Source organism: Pseudomonas sp. 31-12 (assembly GCF_003151075.1).
Taxonomy (GTDB): Bacteria; Pseudomonadota; Gammaproteobacteria; order Pseudomonadales; family Pseudomonadaceae; genus Aquipseudomonas.
Map to the genome: position 1 here is coordinate 2,218,247 of NZ_CP029482.1, position 20,916 is coordinate 2,239,162.

The window sequence follows — 20,916 nt, forward strand, 5'->3', positions numbered from 1 at the left end:
AACCGAGTGAATCGAACATGAGCACCAACGTCGACCTGAACAACCGCCCCGACTACGACACCGTCCTGCAGGACATCGCCGATTACGTCCTCAACTTCAAAATCGAATCCAAGGAAGCGCTGGACACCGCTCGCAACTGCCTGATCGACACCCTCGGCTGCGGCCTGCTGGCCTTGCGTTTCCCCGAATGCACCAAACACCTCGGCCCGATCGTCGAAGGCACCGTCGTCCCGTTCGGCGCGCGGGTTCCCGGCACCCGTTTCCGGCTCGATCCGGTCAAAGCGGCGTGGGACATCGGCTGCATCGTGCGCTGGCTCGACTACAACGACACCTGGCTCGCAGCCGAGTGGGGCCACCCGTCCGATAACCTCGGCGGGATTCTTGCGGTGGCCGACCACGTGTCACAAAAGCGCCTGGCCAATGGCGATGCGCCGCTGACCATCCGCGCGGTGCTCGAAGCCATGATCATGGCCCACGAGATTCAAGGCGTGATCGCCCTGGAAAACTCCTTCAATCGTGTAGGGCTCGATCACGTCATCCTGGTGAAAGTCGCCTCGACCGCCGTCACCGCCAAACTCATGGGCGCCAATCGCGCGCAACTGCTGTCAGCGTTGTCCCACGCCTTTGCCGACGGGCAAGCGCTGCGCACCTATCGGCATGCGCCGAATGCCGGGTCGCGCAAATCCTGGGCAGCGGGCGATGCGTCCAGCCGGGGCGTGCGCCTGGCGGACATTGCGATGCGCGGCGAGATGGGTATTCCCGGCGTGCTGACGGCCAAGCAGTGGGGTTTTTACGACGTGTTGTTTAGCCACACCAACAACGATCTGGCGCTCAAGCCGGGAGACAAGCGCGCGTTCAGCTTCTCCCGCAGCTACGGCACCTACGTGATGGAAAACGTGCTGTTCAAAATCAGTTTTCCAGCGGAATTCCACGCGCAAACCGCCTGCGAAGCGGCGGTGACCCTGCATCCACAGGTTAGAAACCGCCTGCATGAAATCGACAAGATCGTCATCACCACCCACGAATCGGCGATCCGCATCATTTCCAAGGTTGGCCCGTTGGCCAATGCCGCGGACCGCGATCATTGCATTCAGTACATGACTGCCGTGCCGCTGGCGTTTGGCAACCTGGTCGCCGAGCAATACGAAGATGACTTCCATGCGGCGCATCCGATCATCGACGTGCTGCGGGAAAAAATGATCATCGTTGAAGAGCCGCGATTCACCCGCGAATATCTGGAAGCTGACAAGCGCTCCATCGCCAACGCAATACAGGTGTTTTTCAAGGACGGTTCAAGCACCGAGAACGTGGTGGTCGAGTACCCGATTGGCCATCGGCGTCGCCGTGCTGACGGGATTCCGTTGCTGGAGGATAAGTTCAGGGCGAACCTGGCGACACGCTTCACCGCGCAGCGCAGTGAGGAGATTTTCGAGTTGTGCAAGGATCAGGCAGCGCTTGAAGCGACGCCTGTTAATCGGTTTGTGGATTTGTTTGTTATCTAGAGGACCGCGTTATCGTTCAATCGCTAGCAGGCTAGCTCCCACAGTTGATTTGTGTTCACCGCAGATCAACTGTGGGAGCCAGCCTGCTGGCGATGAGGCCATAGCAGGCAATGGAGAGTTACTTGAACCGCCGCTCAACACCTTTTTCGACGAGGATCTTCGCGGAAATTTCTTCTACGGAAAAATGCGTGGAGTTGATGTTGGGAATGTTCTCCCGACGGAACAGGTTTTCCACCTCGCGCACTTCGAACTCGCACTGGGCGTAGCTCGAATAGCGGCTGTTGGGCTTGCGCTCGTTGCGGATGGCGGTGAGACGGTCCGGGTCGATGGTCAGGCCGAACAGCTTGTGCTGGTGAGCACGCAGGGCGTTCGGCAAGGTCAGGCGTTCCATGTCGTCTTCGGTCAGCGGGTAGTTGGCCGCGCGGATGCCGAATTGCATGGCCATGTACAGGCACGTCGGCGTCTTACCACAACGCGACACGCCCACTAGGATCAGGTCGGCCTTGTCGTAATAATGCGTGCGGGCGCCGTCGTCGTTGTCGAGGGCGAAGTTCACCGCCTCGATGCGTTCCATGTAATTGGAGTTGCCGCCAATGGAATGGGACTTGCCGACGGTGTAGGAAGAATGCTCGGTCAGTTCCTGTTCAAGCGGCGCCAGGAAGGTCGAGAAAATGTCGATCATGAAACCATTGGACGTTGCGAGGATCTCACGGATGTCCTGATTGACGATGGTGTCAAAGATAATCGGCCGGAAGCCGTCGGTTTCGGCGGCTTTGTTGATTTGTTGTACCATGGCCCGCGCTTTATCCACGTTATCGATGTACGGACGCGTGAATTTGCTGAAGGTAATGTTTTCGAACTGCGCCAGGAGGCTTTGGCCGAGGGTTTCGGCTGTGATGCCGGTGCCGTCGGAAATAAAGAAAGCAGATCGTTTCATTTGCACCTTGGGCCTTAAGCTAGTGAAGATTTCTGGATATGATAGGCGCGATTTGCCGGCCGCCAGTGGCCCGCATTCTCACTTATTTTCCAGGTCCAGGCCATACAGCCGGTAAACGCTCCCCCGAGCCGCCGGCTTCTGAGCTTTTCCAACACAGTTAGTGGAGAGATCACCTTGGTAGAGTACGTAGTTTCCCTCGATAAGCTCGGCGTCCATGATGTAGAGCACGTAGGGGGCAAGAACGCATCCCTGGGCGAGATGATCAGTAACCTCGCAGGCGCCGGTGTATCGGTGCCCGGTGGCTTCGCCACGACAGCTCAGGCTTATCGTGATTTTCTGGAACTGAGCGGCCTGAACGATCAGATCCACGCCGCCCTCGACGCTCTCGACGTCGACGATGTCAACGCCCTGGCCAAGACTGGCGCCCAGATCCGTCAATGGATCATGGAAGCCGAATTCCCCGAGAAGCTCAACGCCGAGATCCGCACCGCGTTCGCCACGCTGTCGGCCGGCAACCCTGACATGGCAGTGGCCGTGCGCTCTTCCGCTACCGCCGAAGACCTGCCGGACGCTTCCTTCGCCGGTCAGCAAGAAACTTTCCTGAACATCCGTGGTGTCGAAAACGTCATTCGCGCCGCCAAAGAGGTGTTCGCCTCCCTGTTCAACGACCGCGCGATTTCCTACCGCGTCCACCAGGGCTTCGACCACAAGCTGGTGGCCCTGTCGGCTGGTGTGCAGCGCATGGTCCGCTCCGAAACCGGCACTGCCGGCGTGATGTTCACCCTCGATACCGAATCGGGCTTCCGTGACGTGGTGTTTATCACCGGCGCCTACGGCCTGGGTGAAACCGTCGTACAAGGCGCGGTGAACCCGGATGAGTTCTACGTCCACAAAGGCACGCTGGAAGCCGGTCGTCCGGCCATCTTGCGTCGCAACCTGGGCAGCAAGGCCATCAAGATGATCTACGGCGAAGTGGCTACGGCCGGCAAGTCGGTCAAGACCATCGACGTTGACAAGGCTGATCGCGCCCGTTTCTGCCTGACCGACGCCGAAGTCAGCGAACTGGCCAAGCAAGCGATGATCATCGAGAAACACTACAAGTGCCCGATGGACATCGAATGGGCCAAAGACGGCGACGACGGCAAGCTCTACATCGTTCAGGCCCGTCCTGAAACCGTGAAGAGCCGTACCTCGGCCAACGTCATGGAACGCTACCTGTTGAAAGAAACCGGCACCGTACTGGTTGAAGGTCGCGCCATCGGCCAGCGCATCGGCGCCGGCAAGGTCCGCATCATCAAGGACGTGTCCGAGATGGACAAAGTCCAGCCAGGCGACGTACTGGTCTCTGACATGACCGACCCGGACTGGGAACCGGTCATGAAGCGCGCCAGCGCGATCGTCACCAACCGCGGCGGTCGTACCTGCCATGCGGCGATCATTGCTCGCGAACTGGGCATCCCGGCTGTAGTCGGTTGCGGCAACGCCACCCAGCTGTTGAAAGACGGCCAGGGCGTGACCGTGTCCTGTGCTGAAGGCGACACCGGTTACATCTTCGAAGGCGAACTGGGCTTCGACATCAAGAAAAACTCCGTGGACGCCATGCCTGATCTGCCGTTCAAGATCATGATGAACGTCGGCAACCCGGATCGTGCATTCGACTTCGCGCAACTGCCGAACGCCGGTGTGGGCCTGGCCCGCCTGGAATTCATCATCAACCGCATGATTGGTGTCCACCCCAAAGCGCTGTTGAACTACGACGGTCTGCCGCAGGACATCAAGGACAGCGTCGACAAACGCATTGCCGGTTACGACGATCCGGTCGGCTTCTATGTCGATAAACTGGTCGAAGGCATCAGCACCCTGGCCGCTGCGTTCACCCCGAAAAAGGTCATCGTGCGTCTGTCGGACTTCAAGTCCAACGAATACGCGAACCTGATCGGCGGCAAGCTCTACGAGCCGGAAGAAGAAAACCCGATGCTGGGCTTCCGCGGTGCCTCGCGTTACATCAGCGAAGCGTTCCGTGACTGCTTCGAACTCGAATGCCGCGCGCTCAAGCGCGTGCGTAACGAGATGGGCCTGACCAACGTTGAAATCATGGTGCCGTTCGTCCGTACTTTGGGCGAAGCGAGCCAGGTGATCGATCTGCTGGCCGAAAACGGGCTGGCTCGCGGCGAGAACGGTCTGCGCATCATCATGATGTGTGAACTGCCGTCCAACGCGATCCTGGCTGAAGAATTCCTCGAGTTCTTCGACGGCTTCTCCATCGGCTCCAACGACCTGACTCAGCTGACGCTGGGCCTGGACCGTGACTCCGGGATCATCGCTCACCTGTTCGACGAGCGTAATCCGGCGGTCAAGAAGCTGCTGGCCAACGCCATTGCCGCGTGCAACAAGGCCGGCAAATACATCGGCATTTGCGGTCAGGGCCCTTCGGACCACCCTGATCTGGCCAAATGGCTGATGGAGCAGGGCATCGAAAGCGTTTCGCTGAACCCCGATTCCGTACTGGAAACCTGGTTCTTCCTGGCTGAAGGTCAGGCTTCGGCTTGATGTGAATGAAGCCTCGGTCATGTGGCCGAGGCTTTAAGAATCAAGTAGGGCGGGCTCCTCTGGATGCCGCCCTTTTTTGTGCAAGAGCATTATGCAAAGCAGCAGCAACCTATTTCCTGTCGCCCTGATCAGCGCCGAGCGGCGCGGTGATCTGAGCGAAGATGTCTATCGTTTGAAACCCGGTAACAGCCCTGACGGCACCGTCGAACTGGCTGTGACGCGTCTCGGCATGGCCGATGAACCGTCCGTGCGCGGCGTGCCAGTGATTCTGTTGCACGGCAGCTTTTCCAATCGCCGGTTCTGGTTCTCGCCGAAAGGGCTGGGGCTGGGCGCCTACCTGACGCGTCTGGGCTTCGATGTCTGGATTGCGGAGATGCGTGGCCACGGCCTGTCCCAACGCAACCACAACTACCGCAAGAACCGCGTCAGCGACTACGCCCGTTACGATCTGCCGGCCATTGGTGCGTTCGTGCGTGAGCAGAGCGGCCAGGTCCCGCACTGGATCGGTCACTCGCTGGGCGGCATCACGCTGGCGGCGGCACTGGGTGGGGAATACATCGGCGAGCCTGTGGTTGCGTCAGCGGCGTTCTTCGGCACGCAGGTCAGTCGCACTTACTGGCCGTTGAAGATTCCACCAGTGGAGTGGAGCGGGCGCTTCATTCTCAAGCGTTTCGCGCAGCTGTCCGGTTCACGGCTCAAGCGCGGCCCGGAGGACGAGCCGATTGGCCTGGCCCTGGAAAGCATGCGCTGGTATGGCCTGTTCGGACGCTTCGGCGATGCGGACAAGGATTGGTGGGCGGGATTGGCCGAGGTTCAGGTGCCGGTGCTGGCAGTGAGCGCCGCTGGCGATCATCAGGATCCGGCGTGGGCCTGTCGCAAGTTGTTCGATCAAGTGGGTTCCGAACACAAGCAATTCATCAACCTTGGCCGCGAGCAGGGCTTTGGCGATAATTTTGGTCACGTGGAAATGCTCGTCAGCAAAGCCGCTCAAGCCGAAGTCTGGCCGTTGGTGGCGCGTTGGCTGGCGGATCAGCAAACGCCTTTGCTGGGAGAAAAGCCGGATTTGGCCGCGGCAGTCTGAGCCTGATGCTCTAACAAGGGCATTTCGCTCTGTTCGGCTTGAGGCTAAGATATGACGCATTGTGCTGTTCCGGTCACTTTGCGACACACTCGATTGTCTTCCTCTTTACAGGAGTTTCTCGATGAACCATTACCTCACGCCTGACCTGTGCGACGCCTACCCGGAGCTGGTGCAGGTGCTGGAACCGATGTTCAGCAATTTCGGTGGCCGTGATTCGTTCGGCGGCGAAATCGTGACCATCAAGTGCTTCGAAGACAACTCGCTGGTCAAGGAACAAGCCGAGCTCAAGGGCAATGGCAAGGTGTTGGTGGTCGATGGCGGCGGTTCCCTGCGTCGTGCGCTGCTGGGCGACATGATCGCCGAGAAAGCCGCGAAAAACGGTTGGGAAGGGCTGGTCATCTACGGTTGCATCCGTGACGTCGACGTCATCGCGCAAACCGACCTGGGGGTCCAGGCGCTGGCCAGCCACCCGATGAAGACCGACAAGCGCGGGATCGGCGATCTCAACGTGGCGGTAACCTTTGCGGGCGTGACCTTCCATCCGGGCCATTACATCTACGCGGACAACAACGGCGTGATCATCTCGCCAAGCCCGCTGAAGATGCCTGAATAAAGCCGCGAATCAACAAAGGGGTGAGGATGTTCGAGGAAGACAACGCGCAGTGGGGGCTGGTGCATGCCCTGGTGCTGGATGGTAAAGGCGGTGCGCGTTCGATAGCCCGGACTGAACTTGACGACTTGCAGCTGCAGGTCCATGAAAGCCTGTGGCTGCACTGGGATCGCAGTCACCCGCAAACCCAGACCTGGCTGCGCAAATCCAGCGGTCTGAGTGAATTCAGCTGTGACCTGCTGCTTGAAGAGAACACCCGCCCGCGTCTATTGCCGCTGCCGGACTCTGAACTGCTGCTGTTTCTGCGCGGGGTCAACCTGAACCCGGGTGCCGAGCCGGAAGACATGGTCTCGGTGCGGATCTTCGCTTCTGCGCAACGCGTCATTTCCCTGCGTTTGCGCCCATTGCGCGCCACCGATGAGTTGCTGGTGCAGCTGGCTGAAGGCAAAGGGCCGAAAACCGCCTCCGAACTCATCCTTTATATGGCTCAGTACCTCACCAACAAGGTGCAGGATCTGGTCAGTTGCCTCTCGGAAGTGGTCGATGAGGAAGAAGAAAAGCTGGATGCCGACGAACGGTATACGCCCGAGCATGGCGCCATTTTGCAGATCCGTCGAAGGGCTGCCGCACTGAAACGTTTCCTTGCGCCGCAGCGGGAAATTTTCGGGCAGCTGACGCGGATAAAACTGCCGTGGTTCGTCGAAGACGATGGTGATTACTGGAACGAATTGAACAACAGCCTGACCCGTTATCTCGAGGAGCTGGAATTGACCCGGGAGCGGGTGGGGCTGGTCCTCGAGGCCGAGGACAGGCGTTTGAGCGTGCGCATGAACCGCACGATGTACCGCTTCGGGATCATCACCGGGATCTTTTTGCCGATGAGTTTTCTGACCGGTCTGTTGGGCATCAACGTCGGTGGCATTCCGTTCTCGGCAAGCCCTTATGGCTTCCTGATCGCCTGCCTGATGATGGTCTCGGTGGCGCTCGGGCAGTGGTGGTTATTCCGCCGTTTGCGATGGGTGTGACGATGACTCATGTGACCCGGGCAAATTTGACCGCGTCTTTCACAGACATCACGAGAGGTGCGTATGCACGATCCGTTTGAACAGTCTTTGCGCGACATGCTGAACGCTTCGCCGTCCACCCGTGACGACGATGCGTGTCTTGGGCGTGTCCTGAAAACCGCCAACCGCCAGGTCGGCGCTGGCGATCTGTTCAGCCTGCTGGGCCGCTGGTTGCCCGCGCTGATGATTGCCCTCAATAACGGCTCGGCCCACGTCTCGCCGGTATCCCGCCACCGTAAACCTACCGTTCGCACCGCTGATAAGGCTGATTGAATATGGAACTTGATCTCTGGACTCAGAGCCTCGTCACTGCAATGACTGCGTTATGGACCAAGGTGGCAAATTTCATCCCGAACCTGTTCGGCGCACTGGTTGTGTTGCTGTTGGGTTTCGTCGTTGCGAAACTTTTGGACACTTTGCTGTCCAAGTTGCTCGCCAAGCTGGGCCTTGATCGCCTGATGGGTGGCACCGGTCTGACAAAATTACTGTCCCGGGCCGGCCTGCAAGTACCGATCTCGACCCTGATTGGCAAGATTGTCTACTGGTTCGTTCTGCTGATTTTTCTGGTTTCTGCCGCAGAATCCCTTGGACTTGAGCGAGTTTCGGCTACGCTGGATATGCTTGCGCTGTATTTGCCGAAAGTATTTGGCGCCGCGCTGGTGCTGCTGGTGGGTGTTTTGCTGGCGCAACTGGCCAATGGGCTGGTGCGTGGTGCAGCAGAAGGCGTAGGGCTGGATTACGCCGCGGGCCTGGGGCGAATTGCCCAGGGCCTGGTGATTATCATCAGTATTTCTGTCGCAATCAGCCAGTTGGAGGTCAAGACTGACCTGCTCAACCATGTGATTGTGATCGTATTGATTACCGTTGGTCTGGCGGTTGCGCTGGCCATGGGGTTGGGAAGCCGGGAAATTGCCGGTCAGATTCTTGCGGGAATCTATGTGCGTGAGTTGTATCAGGTTGGGCAACAAGTGCGTGTTGGCGAGGTCGAAGGTCAGATCGAAGAGATCGGCACGGTTAAAACCACATTGCTGACCGATGAGGGTGAGCTAGTCTCTCTCTCCAATCGGATCCTCCTGGAGCAGCATGTGAGTAGCCGCTAACCCGGCAAACCCTGCTAATGTATGCCGCCGCAAAGTGCCCTGTAAGGGCTGCGGCGGACATTGACCTGACTGTCGGCCCGACTTGTTTTGAATAAAGCTCAATCGCTCTCCACGCGCTACGACCCCCGCGAGCTCTCTGATGAGGAGTTGGTCGCGCGCTCGCATACCGAGCTGTTTCACGTAACACGCGCCTATGAAGAACTGATGCGGCGTTACCAACGAACATTATTTAACGTCTGCGCACGATATCTGGGGAACGATCGCGACGCAGACGATGTCTGTCAGGAAGTGATGTTGAAGGTGTTGTATGGCCTGAAGAACTTCGAGGGGAAATCGAAGTTCAAGACGTGGCTCTACAGCATCACGTACAACGAATGCATCACGCAGTATCGGAAAGAACGGCGAAAGCGTCGCTTGATGGACGCTTTGAGTCTGGACCCCCTCGAGGAAGCGTCTGAAGAAAAGACGCCGAAACCCGAGGATAAGGGTGGACTTGATCGCTGGCTGGTGTATGTGAACCCGATTGACCGTGAAATTCTGGTGCTACGATTTGTCGCAGAGCTGGAGTTTCAGGAGATCGCAGACATCATGCATATGGGCTTGAGTGCAACAAAAATGCGGTACAAACGTGCTCTAGATAAATTGCGTGAGAAATTTGCAGGCATTGCTGAAACTTAGTTCGGCGCAAATATCTCTTACGTGTAGGCAAGTTCTGATAGACTTGCCGCCGAGTTGTCCCCCGGTTTGCGGGACTGCTTCACAATCACCAGATGGGGATTTAACGGATGAAACTGAAAAACACCTTGGGCTTGGCCATTGGTTCTCTTATTGCTGCCACTTCGTTCGGCGCTCTGGCACAAGGCCAAGGCGCAGTTGAAATCGAAGGCTTCGCTAAGAAAGAACAATTCGACAGCGCTCGTAACTTCAAGAACAACGGCAACCTGTTCGGCGGTTCTGTTGGTTACTTCCTGACCGACGACGTAGAACTGCGTCTGGGCTACGACGAAGTGCACAACGTTCGTTCCGACGACGGCAAGAACATCAAGGGCGCCAACACCGCTCTGGACGCTCTGTACCACTTCAACAACCCAGGTGACATGCTGCGTCCTTACGTCTCTGCCGGTTTCTCGGACCAGAGCATCGACCAGAATGGCAGCAACGGTCGTAACCGTTCCACCTTCGCCAACGTTGGCGGCGGTGCCAAGCTGTACTTCACTGACAACTTCTACGCTCGTGCTGGCGTTGAAGCTCAGTACAACATCGACCAAGGCGACACCGAGTGGGCTCCAAGCGTCGGTATCGGTGTGAACTTCGGTGGCGGCTCCAAGCCTGCTGCTGCTCCAGTTCCAGCACCAGCTGAAGTCTGCTCCGACAGCGACAACGATGGCGTTTGCGACAACGTTGACAAGTGCCCGGACACCCCAGCCAACGTAACTGTTGACGCTGATGGCTGCCCAGCAGTTGCTGAAGTTGTTCGTGTTGAACTGGACGTGAAATTCGACTTCGACAAGTCGGTAGTCAAGCCTAACAGCTACGGCGACATCAAAAACCTCGCTGATTTCATGAAGCAGTACCCATCGACCAGCACCACTGTTGAAGGTCACACTGACTCCGTCGGTCCTGACGCTTACAACCAGAAACTGTCCGAGCGTCGTGCAAACGCCGTTAAGCAAGTTCTGACCAACCAGTACGGTGTTGAATCGTCCCGCGTTCAGTCTGTTGGCTACGGCGAATCCCGCCCAGTTGCTGACAACAAAACTGAAGCTGGTCGCGCTGTAAACCGTCGCGTAGAAGCGCAGGTTGAAGCTAACGCTAAGTAATTAGCGCGCAGCTCTGAGAAAAGCCCGGCTTAGGCCGGGCTTTTCTTTGTCTGCGATTTGGTGAGCGAGGGGGAATCAGGGACATTCAGGCTGATTGATCGGCCGTCATCGCGGGCAAGCTGCGCTCCCACAGAGATGGAGTCGCAACGGCTGCTACAACGCCGATCACCAGAATCGCCGGGCTTTTCAATTCAAAGCTATGGGCATCTTCTTCCATGGCCGTCAGATCGCTCCGACATTCACGTTGGTGCGGCAAAGAAGCGTTTTCAATCATCGCCACCGGCGTATCCGCTGCCATCCCCCCAGCCAGCAGTTGCTCGCGAATCTCGCTCAGCTTCGCCACGCCCATGTAAACCACCAACGTCGTGCCACCCTGGGCCAGGGCCTGCCAGTTCAGGCTGCTGCCATCCTGAGTGTGGGCGGTGACCAGCGTCACGCCACGGGCAACGCCTCTGAGGGTCAGCGGAATATCGCATTGCGTCGCACCCGCCAGCCCGGCAGTGATGCCGTTGACCAGTTCGACTTCAACCCCGCGCTCTCGCAACCACTGCGCTTCTTCGCCGCCACGACCGAAGATGCACGGATCGCCGCCCTTGAGCCGCACCACGCATTTACCCTGGCGGACATAACGCAGCATCAGTCGATGAATAAAGGCTTGAGGCGTGGAGCGACAGCCGCCGCGTTTGCCCACGGGTATGATCCGCGCGCCGGGGCAATGCTCCAGCACCGCGTCATTGACCAGATCGTCGATCAACACCACATCCGCTTCTCTCAACGCCCGAACCGCCTTGAGGGTCAGCAATTCAGGGTCGCCGGGACCCGCACCCACCAGCCAGACTTTTGCGCTCATCGTATTTTCCTCACGAGATGACGGCGATCGGCTGCGCAGTGGCAGCCAGCAAACGCTTGATTTCCGGGACGCAGGAGCCACATTGCGTGCCGCAACCCAATTCTTGTTTCAAACCCTGCAAATCCAGGCCACGGCTGATGCCGGCGCAGACCGCGCCTTGGCTGACGTTCTTGCAGTTGCACAGGATTTTTGTACTCGCTGTGGCAGTTCCAGCGTTGCCCGGTGGCGCGCTCAGCGGTGCCAGCAGCCAGCGCCGCAGTTGTTCGTCGGCGCGCCCCTCAAGCCAAAGGTTTTGCAGCCAGTGTTGGGCGAGGGTTTCGCCGGCCAGGCGAATCGCAGTGATCCGGCCGTTGTCGATCCGCACGCGTTTGCCGATGGCGCGGCGTGGGTCGTCATAGGCCAGTACCGGGCCATCGGTGAGCGCCAGGCATTGATCAATATCGCGCAGCAATTGCGGATCAGGCGCGATGGCGCTGGCAGCGCGTATCAGCAGCGCGGGGCGCTCGCGGCCGACAAGGCTGAGGCTGGCGTAGGAAAACGCCTCACAGAGCGGTCGTAGGGTCTCGAAATGCTGTTGAACATTGCCCTCTACCAGGGCGAATAGCTGCCAAGGCAGGTGCACAGGCTCGATTCGCACGCCGCTGTGTTTCAGTTCCGGTTGTTTCGACAGCGGATCGAAGGCGGGCAGAGTGAGGGTATTTACGCCGCCCTTGAGAAAGCGGTCACCGAAATGCATCGGCAGAAAGGCCTGGCCGGGCCGCATGTTGTCGTCGCTGGCGACCGGCACGATTACCGCGCCTCGCCGACTTTTCAGGCTGATCAGATCGCCGGGTTGCAAGCGATGCCGGCTCAGCTCATCCGGGTGCAGGCTCAACACGGCTTCGCTGACATGTCCGAACAGCTGCGCGGCGGTGCCGGTGCGACTCATGCCGTGCCATTGATCGCGCAAGCGACCGGTGATCAGCGTCAGCGGGAAGTGTGCGCCGCGTTGTTCCTTGGCGGCGCAATACGGATCAGCCACAAACTTCGCGCGCCCGCTGGCAGTCGGGAAAACACCGTCGAGGTACAGGCGCGCAGTGCCTGCGCTGGCGCCAGCAGGGAAAGGCCATTGTTGAGGGCCGAGGCGGTCGATCAGTTCATGGCTGATGCCGGACAAGTCCAGATCACGCCCGCGGGTCAGGTGTTTGTATTCGTCGAAGACCTGCGCCGGCGTTTCAAAGGCAAACAGGCTGTCTTGGCCGGGGCGAAGATGGTGTTCCAGGCGTTGTGCGAAATCCACGGTGATCGCCCAGTCGGCGCGCGCTTCACCCGGTGCGACGATGGCCCGGCGAACGTGGGAAATAAGCCGTTCGGAGTTGGTCACCGTGCCGTCCTTTTCGCCCCAACTGGCGGCGGGCAGCAGCAGGTCGGCGAATGCCGCGGTTTCGGTGGTGCGAAAGGCTTCCTGCAACACCACGAATGGGCAGGCTTCCAGGGCAGCGCGCACAGCGGTCTGGTCCGGCAGCGATTGCGCGGGGTTGGTGCAGGCAATCCACAGGGCTTTGATTTTTCCACTTCGAACCTGCTCAAACAGCTCGATCGCGGTAAGTCCGGTGTTTTCCGGCAGTTGCTCAACGCCCCAATAAGCCGCCACTTCCGCGCGATGCTCTGAATTAGCCGCTTCGCGATGGCCTGGCAGCAGGTTCGACAGACTGCCGGTTTCCCGTCCGCCCATGGCATTTGGCTGACCGGTCAGGGAGAAAGGTCCTGCGCCGGGACGGCCTATTTGCCCGGTGGCCAAGTGCAGGTTGATCAGTGCGCTGTTTTTAGCGCTGCCGGCGGTGGACTGGTTCAGCCCCATGCACCACAGCGACAGAAACGTCTTGGAGGTGCCGACCCATTCGGCGCATTCCTGTAATTGCTCGACCTCGATCCCACACAGTTGCGACACCATTGACGGCGTGTAATCGCGCACCAGGTTTTTCAGTTCGGCCAAGCCTTCGGTGTGAGCCTGGATGAAGTCGCGGTCGATCCAGTCTTCCCAAAGCAGCAGGTGCAGAATCCCATGGAACAACGCGACATCGGTCCCGGGAAGAATCGCCAGGTGCAGGTCAGCCAAATCGCAGGTGTCGGTACGACGGGGGTCGATGACGATGACTTTCATCTGCGGGCGGCGGGACCGGGCTTCTTCCAGGCGGCGAAACAGTACCGGGTGGGCGTAGGCCATGTTACTGCCGACGATCATCACGCAGTCGCTCACTTCCAGGTCTTCGTAGCTGCACGGTGGCGCGTCGGCACCCAGGCTGCGCTTGTAGCCGACCACCGCAGACGACATGCACAGCCGCGAATTACTGTCGATGTTGTTGGTGCCCACCAGCGCCCGCGCCAGTTTGTTGAAGGCGTAATAGTCTTCGGTCAGCAACTGCCCGGAGATGTAGAACGCGACGCTGTCCGGGCCGTGCTCGGTGATGGTTTGAGCGAAGACATTGGCCGCATGATCGAGTGCGGTGTCCCAATCGGTGCGGCTGCGTGCCAGGCCTTTGCCCAGGCGCAGTTCGGGATACAACGCTCGCGCCGTCAGGTCGCCGGTCAGGTGCAGGGTCGAACCCTTGCTGCACAATTTGCCGAAGTTGGCCGGGTGGCTCGGATCGCCGCTGACGCCGAGGATTTGCTCGCCGTCATGCTCGATCAGCACGCCGCAGCCGACCCCGCAGTAGCAGCAGGTGGAAGCGGTGATCTGGTTCATCAGCTTGCTTCCCGGCCGGAGTGTCCTGCGTCGCCGAGGGCCAGCCCCGGAAACGAAGAGCTGCCAAACATCAGGTGGTCGCGAATCTCGTCGATGGCGTGATTCTCACGGATCTGCCGGAAGTACCAACCGCCATCTTCCGTATCGCCATACAGGCAAGCGCCGACCAGCACGTCATCCTTGATCACCAGTTTTTTGTAGATCCCGCTGATCGGGTCGGAGAGGGTGATGGTTTCGGTGCCTTCGCCGCCCATGAAGTCGCCGGCGGAAAACAGATCGATGCCGGTGACTTTCAGTTTGGTCGAGGTCACCGAGCCCTTGTAGGTGGCGAAGCCCAGTTGCGCGAGGTGGTTGGCGCAGACCTTGGCTTGCTCGAACAGCGGCGCGACCAGGCCGTAGGCGGTGCCGCGATGGCTGGCGCATTCGCCGATGGCATAGACCCGAGGGTCGTAGGTTTGCATCGTGTCATTGACCAAGATCCCGCGATGGCAGGGGATGCCGGATTTTTCTGCCAGTTCCGTGCTTGGGCGGATGCCGGCCGCCATGACCACCAGGTCGGCGGGGATAATGTCGCCGTTCTTGAATTCAACCGAGCCGACCCGGCCGTTGCCTGCATCGTGCAGGGCCTGGGTCTGTTCGCTCAGACGAAAATGCAGGCCACGGGCTTCCAGGGCGGTTTGCAGGAGTTGGCCACTGGTTTTGTCCAGTTGCCGTTCCAGCAGCCACTCGCCAATGTGCACCACCGTGACGTGCATGCCGCGCAACATCAGGCCGTTTGCAGCTTCGAGGCCGAGCAGGCCGCCACCGATCACCACGGCGTGCTTGTGGGTTTTCGCGGTGTTGATCATGGCTTGGGTGTCGGCGATGTCGCGGTAGCCGATCACGCCCTGCAAGGTGTTGCCGGGAATCGGCAGGATGAACGGGGTCGAGCCGGTGGCGATCAACAGGCGATCGTACTCGGCCTCGGTGCCGTCATCGGCGATCACGCGGCGTTTGATCCGGTCGATCTCCACCACTTTGCGGTTGAGCAGCAACTTGATGTGGTTGTCCAGGTACCAGTCGAGATCGTTGAGTACGATCTCTTCGAACGTCTGCTCGCCGGCCAGTACCGGCGACAGCAGGATGCGGTTGTAGTTGGTATGGGGTTCGGCGCCGAAGACCGTGATGTCGTACAGTTCGTTACTCAGCTTGAGCAGTTCTTCCAGGGTGCGGACCCCGGCCATGCCGTTGCCGATCATCACCAGTTTTAATTTCTTCATCAGGTTCTCCGGGGAGCTCGGACCCGCCTCATCTGGGCTGTCAGGTCTTGCTCGACATATTTTGCGCAAACAAAAAAAGGCGTCCCGCTAGTTGCCTAGCGAGGACGCCTTTGTCCTGGTCCCGTTCTCTCGGGAAGCGCACCCTTCGTCTTTGAAGGCTGGGCTTTATGTCTGTTGGGAGAGGTAATGCAGTGGTTGTGCCAAGTCGTTCAGGGTTCGGCTTTAGTGGGTTCTGAGTAGGATTTCAGGATCAGAATCACTGTTTCTGCACCGATTCGAGGCGGGCCGCCCGGTCTTGGCGCATGGGGAGCCTGTGGCGAGGGAGCTTGCTCCTGCTGGGCTGCGAAGCAGACCTAAACATTCTGCGACCGCTGCGCGGTCGAACGGGAGCAAGCTCCCTCGCCACAGTGGATCTGGTTCGAGTCAGGATGAGTGAAACAGCAAAACCAATAGCACCAGATTCACCACCAACGACACCAGCGCCAACGTCCGCCAGACCTTCAACGGCTCGCGCTCCAGCAAGGGTCTGGGCCGCACACTCAAACTGCGCCGCTCGCCTTGTTCTAATAGCAGCAACCATTCCTCCGCCGTTTCAAAGCGCTGACCCGGATCCACCGCCACCGCGCGTTCCAGACTTTGCGCGATCCAGTCCGGCAGGTCGGGGCGGTAGCGGCTGGCGCTGACAGGCACGCCAAACCGTGGGCGCTGGAAGGCTTCGATTTCGCCGTAGGGATAATGCCCGGTCAGCAGGAAATACAGGGTTACACCGACTGCGTACAAATCCTGCTGCGGTGTCGGTGCCTCACCGCCAAAGGCTTCCGGCGCGATGTAGCTGGGAGTTCCGGGCAGTGCAGAGGGCTGATCCTCGGACAGACCGGGGCAGTAAGCGAGGCCGAAATCCAGTAGGCGCAACTCACCGTCGTCCCCCAGCAACAGGTTCTCCGGCTTGATGTCGCGATGAAGAATCTGCCGCCGATGCAGCATGCCGACAGCTTTCAGCAGGCGCTCGGCCAGATCCTGCCATTGCGCCAGCGGCAACGCGGCAACCCGTTCGTGCAACTCCGCCAAGGTTGATCCGGAATATTCGCGCATCACGTAGTACAAATGCTGACGGTGACTGGCGGCATGGACTTCAGGAAAATGCCGTCCGGCCACGCGCTTGAGAAACCATTCCTCCGACAGCAATGCCTGCCCGGCCAGATGATCGTCGCGCAGCGCAGCGGGCAAGGTTTTCAGCAGCCAGGGTTGTTGTTGGCTGTCGCGAACCCGATAGAGCAGTGACTGCTGGCTCTGGCCGAGAATCCCTTCGACCTGCCAACCCTCGAACGTATGGCCCGGTTTCAGCGCGGGCGGCAGCGGCCATTGCTGCAAATGAATCAGTGCATCGCCGATGCTCGTTTCACCGAGGGCATCGACCCGCACCAGCAGGGCGCTGGCATTGTCCTGGCTGCCGGCCAGATGCGCCGCGCTGACCAGGGTTTGCGCAGCGCTGTGCAGGTCCGGCTGGTCGCGCAGAATCGCCGCGATAGCCGTGTCACCCAGCACAGCCCAGATACCATCGCTGAGCAGCACAAAGCTCTCATCGAGGCGCAACTCGCCATCGAGGAAGTCCAGGACTAAATGCTGATCGAGCCCCAGCGCACGCTTGAGCACATGCTGCATGCCCGGTTGCTCCCAGACGTGATCCTCGCTGACCCGTTGCAAGGTGTCGGCGTGCCAGCGATAGACCCGGCAATCGCCCACATGCGCCAGGGTAAAACGCCTGCCGCGCATGACCAGGGCACTGACCGTGGTGAGCAGCGGTTGCCCACCGCCATTGGCCTGCAGCCAGCGATTTTGTGCCAACAGCAGGCGGTCCAGCGCTTGCGCGACACCCCAGGTTTCCGGGGTGGCGTAATAGTCCAGCGCCAGAGCCTGCAAGGTCGAACGGGCGGCGAGCCCGCCGTCGGCGCACTGGCTGACCCCATCGGCGATGGCGAACAGGTAACCCTTGCTCGCCGCCAGCGCCGGGGCCGGAGTGACCAGGCGCAGGGCGTCCTGATTTTCCTCGCGAGGACCGATGGCGCTCGCTTCGGCAAAACTCAGTTGCAGGCTCATTGAAGTTTCAGACCCGGGCAGCGGTCACAGCGGCCGAACCCCAGGTGGTTCTCCAGCGACGTTTCACCCCGTGCAGACCGAACCAGGCGAGCACGCCGAGGCTGGCGAACAACCACAAGGCCATTTGATAACTGCCGGTGCTTTGCTTGATCGCACCCATGCCCGCCGCCAGAGCGAAGCCGCCGATGCCGCCGGCCATGCCGATCAAACCGGTCATTACGCCGATCTCCCGACGAAAACGCTGCGGGACCAATTGGAAAACCGCGCCGTTACCCGCACCCAAACCGAGCATGGTGCAAACGAAAAGCGCCAGCGCTGCGTAGGAACTCGGCAGGTTGAAACCCACCGCCGCGATGCAGACCGCTGCGACCGTGTACATCCCCAGCAATGTGCGGATCCCACCAAATCGATCGGCCAGCGCGCCGCCCAATGGACGCATCAGGCTGCCACCGAACACGCAAGCTGCGGTGTAGTAACCAGCGGTCACCGGGCTCAAGCCGTATTGGTCGTTGAAGTAGCCGGGCAGGGCGCTGGCCAGGCCGATGAAACCGCCGAAGGTCACGCTGTAGAAAAACATGAACCACCAACTGTCGCGATCGCCCAACGCCTTCAAGTAATCGGACATAGACTTGGCTTTCGGCCGCTCAGGGGCGTTTTTGGCCAGCCAGGCGAAGACGATGATGGTCAGGATCAGCGGGATCAGGGCGAAACCGAACACGTTGCTCCAGCCGAAGGCGGCCGCCAGCACCGGGGCGATCAATGCGGCGAGCACGGTGCCCGAGTTGCCGGCCCCGGCGATGCCCATGGCCTTGCCTTGGTGTTGCGGCGGATACCATTGCGAGGCCAGCGGCAGGGCGACGGCGAAGGATGCGCCGGCCACACCGAGGAACAAGCCCAATAGCAGCGCTTGTTCGTAACTGTGGATGCCGTGTTTCCAGGCAACGAACAGGGCGCAGATGACGATCACCTGGCCGATCAGGCCAGCGGTCTTGGGCGACAGGCGATCAGCCAGCAAGCCCATCAAAAAGCGCAGTATGGCCCCGGCCAGAATCGGCGTGGCCACCACCAGCCCGCGTTGCTGGGTGGTCAGTTGCAGGTCGGTGGCGATCTGCACCGCCAGTGGGCCGAGCAGGTACCAGACCATGAAGCTCAGGTCGAAATAGAGGAACGCTGCGAACAATGTCGGCGTGTGACCGGATTTCCAGAAGCTTGAATTCATCGCGCACCTCAGCTGTAGGGAGTCTCGAGAAGGAGTCAGGAGCTTGCAGGTGGGGCGCCGCATCGGCCGCACCACCGGCCCCGATCTCTGGGGCCAAAACTAAAAAACGCCGCCACCCGATTCGCCATGGGCAAATGAGGTGAGCGACGTCTTTGTCGTAGGTGGGGCAACCGCCGTTGGTTACCTGTAACGATTACTTAGCCAGATCTGTGCCAACACCCTGCTTTTGTGGCGAGGGGTCAGCCGAGCAATTCGCTCATGGCAATTATCTGCTCCGCCACCTGAATCAGCTTCTGCTGCCGGCTCATGGCCTGGCGGCGCATGAGGGTGTAGGCCTCTTCCTCGTTGCAGTCCTTCATTTTCATCAGCAGCCCCTTGGCCAGCTCGATGCGCTTGCGCTCGGCCAGTTGCTGGTCGCGGGCGTTGAGCTGGGCGCGCAGGGCCTGGTCGCTTTCAAAGCGAGCCATGGCCACGTCGAGAATCGGCTGCAAGCGTTGTGCGTGAATGCCTTCGACGATGTAGGCACTGACCCCGGACTTGATCGCCTGGCGCATCACGTCGGGATCATGTTCATCGGTAAACATCACAATCGGCCGCGGTTGATCGCGGGAAACCAGCACCACTTGCTCCATCACATCGCGGCTCGGTGACTCGGTATCGATCAGAATTACATCAGGACGCACCGTTTCGACGCGCGCGGGCAGGTCAATGGTCAGACCGGATTCATCAATGACCTCAAACCCGGCTTCGGTCAGCGCCGCTTTCAGGCGACCGACTTTCTTCGCTGTGTCGTTGATCAGCAGGATACGCAACATATTCGCAGTCTCCTGTCAGCGGCTGGCGATTCGGTGCGAGCTTTCGCTCATGGCATGCAGCTTGAAACTGCGGGCATAGCCGGCCGGGTCGGAGCCGTCCCAGATTTTGCCGTCGATCAACTGGCTGCTGCGCATTGCCTGGCCCTCGCAGGCAACACCGACTGCGAGGGCGGCCTCTCGGTACAAGTCTAGTTGCTGGACCTGACGGGCCACGCCGAGGTAATCCGGGTCGTCGCGCAACAAACCCCAGCGGCGGAACTGAGTCATGAACCACATGCCGTCGGACAAGTACGGCACGTTGACCTCGCCGTTCGCATGAAAACGCAGCGCGTGCGGGTCCTGCCAACGATTGCCGAGGCCATCGGCGTAGTCGCCGAGCAAGCGCGGTTCGATGCAATCGAGCGGCGCATCGAGGTATTGCGGCGCACTCAACAGCTTCGCGGTGCTGCGGCGGTTTTCGTTGCCGTCTTCGATGAAGCGACTGGCCTCGAGGATCGCCATCACCAACGCCCGAGCGGTGTTGGGGTATTGCTCGACAAAGGCGTGGGTGCAGCCGAGGACTTTTTCCGGGTGGTCGGGCCAGATGGTCTGGCTCGTCGCCATCGTGAACCCCAGGTTCTGTTTCACCGCGCTGGCGGACCACGGCTCGCCGACGCAGAAGCCATCGATGCGCCCGGCTTGCAGGTGCGCGACCATCTGTGGCGGTGGCACCACCACACTGTCTACGTCCTGCAACGGATGAATGCCCTGGCTCGCGAGCCAGTAATACAGCCACATCGCGTGGGTGCCCGTGGGAAATGTCTGGGCGAAGGTCAGTTTTGGGCGACTTTGGTGCACGTGCCGGTCCAGTGCTTCAGGACTGGTCACCCCCAAGGCCTGCAAGCCGTGAGAAAGATTGATGCTCTGGCCGTTCTGGTTCAGGCCCATGAGCACCGCCATGTCGGTCGGCACCACGCCGCCGATGCCCAGGTGCACGGCATAAATCAGGCCATACAGGCTGTGGGCGGCGTCGAGTTCGCCGCTGACCAGTTTGTCTCGCAGGTTGGCCCAGGACGACTGGCGCTTGAGGTTCAGGGTCAGGCCGTAAGGCTGTGCAAAACCTTGCGTGGCCGCGACCACCACCGAGGCACAGTCGCTCAAGGCCATGAAGCCGAGGTTGATTTCAGTCTTTTCCGGGGCATCGCTGCCATTGACCCAGGCCAACGGGCCCGCTGTGGTTTCATTCATGGCTAAACACCTTCCAAAAAAAAGCGCCGTACCGGGCTGCTTGCCAGGGCAAGGCCAAGT

16 protein-coding genes and 1 pseudogene are annotated in these 20,916 nt (G+C 59.9%); 9 read left to right on the forward strand and 8 right to left on the reverse strand.

Features of this window, described 5'->3' with window-relative positions; translation table 11 throughout:
• Positions 1–17: 17 nt before the first annotated feature.
• Positions 18–1,502, forward strand: a complete 1,485-nt coding sequence (prpD, locus tag DJ564_RS10360; protein ID WP_109628840.1) for a 2-methylcitrate dehydratase — start codon at positions 18–20, stop codon at positions 1,500–1,502.
• A gap of 118 nt (positions 1,503–1,620) precedes the next feature.
• Here prpD and DJ564_RS10365 read toward each other — a convergent pair whose 3' ends face one another.
• Positions 1,621–2,439 carry a pyruvate, water dikinase regulatory protein gene (locus DJ564_RS10365; RefSeq protein ID WP_084318745.1) on the reverse strand — a complete coding sequence of 273 codons (819 nt, stop codon included), beginning with the start codon at positions 2,437–2,439 and terminating at the stop codon, positions 1,621–1,623.
• A 174-nt stretch (positions 2,440–2,613) separates the two neighbouring features.
• Here DJ564_RS10365 and ppsA point away from each other — a divergent pair, with 174 nt between their 5' ends.
• From ppsA to DJ564_RS10405, 8 genes are all read left to right on the forward strand, one after another.
• Positions 2,614–4,989, forward strand: a complete 2,376-nt coding sequence (ppsA, locus tag DJ564_RS10370) for a phosphoenolpyruvate synthase (protein WP_109628842.1) — start codon at positions 2,614–2,616, stop codon at positions 4,987–4,989.
• A 91-nt stretch (positions 4,990–5,080) separates the two neighbouring features.
• Positions 5,081–6,070, forward strand: coding sequence for an alpha/beta fold hydrolase (locus tag DJ564_RS10375; protein WP_109628843.1), 990 nt, complete (start codon positions 5,081–5,083; stop codon positions 6,068–6,070).
• Between the two features lie 121 nt (positions 6,071–6,191).
• Positions 6,192–6,683 (forward strand): ribonuclease E activity regulator RraA, encoded by a 492-nt coding sequence (gene rraA / locus DJ564_RS10380; protein WP_027922555.1) that lies wholly within the window; start codon positions 6,192–6,194, stop codon positions 6,681–6,683.
• A gap of 26 nt (positions 6,684–6,709) precedes the next feature.
• Entirely contained in the window at positions 6,710–7,705 is a 996-nt protein-coding gene (locus tag DJ564_RS10385) for a zinc transporter ZntB (RefSeq protein ID WP_109628845.1), read from the forward strand.
• 63 nt (positions 7,706–7,768) lie between these two features.
• Positions 7,769–8,017, forward strand: a complete 249-nt coding sequence (locus tag DJ564_RS10390) for a hypothetical protein (RefSeq protein WP_007944521.1) — start codon at positions 7,769–7,771, stop codon at positions 8,015–8,017.
• Positions 8,018–8,019: 2 nt separating this feature from the next.
• Entirely contained in the window at positions 8,020–8,844 is an 825-nt protein-coding gene (locus DJ564_RS10395) for a mechanosensitive ion channel domain-containing protein (RefSeq protein ID WP_008027407.1), read from the forward strand.
• Between the two features lie 87 nt (positions 8,845–8,931).
• The gene (gene sigX, locus DJ564_RS10400; protein WP_010456518.1) at positions 8,932–9,522 is read left to right on the forward strand and encodes an RNA polymerase sigma factor SigX; all 591 of its coding nucleotides are present in this window, start codon (positions 8,932–8,934) and stop codon (positions 9,520–9,522) included.
• Positions 9,523–9,629: 107 nt separating this feature from the next.
• Complete coding sequence (locus DJ564_RS10405; RefSeq protein WP_109628847.1) at positions 9,630–10,664, forward strand: OmpA family protein; 1,035 nt, start codon at positions 9,630–9,632, stop codon at positions 10,662–10,664.
• A gap of 85 nt (positions 10,665–10,749) precedes the next feature.
• On the opposite strand, the gene cobA is transcribed toward DJ564_RS10405, so the two are convergent.
• The 7 genes and pseudogenes from cobA to DJ564_RS10440 form a co-directional block, all read right to left on the reverse strand.
• Positions 10,750–11,514: a uroporphyrinogen-III C-methyltransferase gene (gene cobA / locus DJ564_RS10410; RefSeq protein ID WP_109628849.1), complete on the reverse strand. Its 765-nt coding sequence runs from the start codon at positions 11,512–11,514 to the stop codon at positions 10,750–10,752.
• A 10-nt stretch (positions 11,515–11,524) separates the two neighbouring features.
• Positions 11,525–14,239, reverse strand: coding sequence for a molybdopterin-dependent oxidoreductase (locus DJ564_RS10415; protein WP_371922061.1), 2,715 nt, complete (start codon positions 14,237–14,239; stop codon positions 11,525–11,527).
• 2 nt (positions 14,240–14,241) lie between these two features.
• Positions 14,242–15,498, reverse strand: a pseudogene (locus tag DJ564_RS10420) (NAD(P)/FAD-dependent oxidoreductase); the annotation flags it as partial.
• A 423-nt stretch (positions 15,499–15,921) separates the two neighbouring features.
• On the reverse strand, positions 15,922–17,595 hold the full coding sequence (locus DJ564_RS10425) for a bifunctional protein-serine/threonine kinase/phosphatase (protein WP_109628852.1): 1,674 nt from the start codon (positions 17,593–17,595) through the stop codon (positions 15,922–15,924).
• A gap of 7 nt (positions 17,596–17,602) precedes the next feature.
• Positions 17,603–18,814 carry a NarK/NasA family nitrate transporter gene (locus DJ564_RS10430; protein ID WP_109628854.1) on the reverse strand — a complete coding sequence of 404 codons (1,212 nt, stop codon included), beginning with the start codon at positions 18,812–18,814 and terminating at the stop codon, positions 17,603–17,605.
• 239 nt (positions 18,815–19,053) lie between these two features.
• Complete coding sequence (locus DJ564_RS10435) at positions 19,054–19,629, reverse strand: ANTAR domain-containing response regulator (RefSeq protein WP_008146285.1); 576 nt, start codon at positions 19,627–19,629, stop codon at positions 19,054–19,056.
• A gap of 15 nt (positions 19,630–19,644) precedes the next feature.
• Positions 19,645–20,856 carry a CmpA/NrtA family ABC transporter substrate-binding protein gene (locus DJ564_RS10440; RefSeq protein ID WP_109628856.1) on the reverse strand — a complete coding sequence of 404 codons (1,212 nt, stop codon included), beginning with the start codon at positions 20,854–20,856 and terminating at the stop codon, positions 19,645–19,647.
• Between the last annotated feature and the right edge of the window lie 60 nt (positions 20,857–20,916).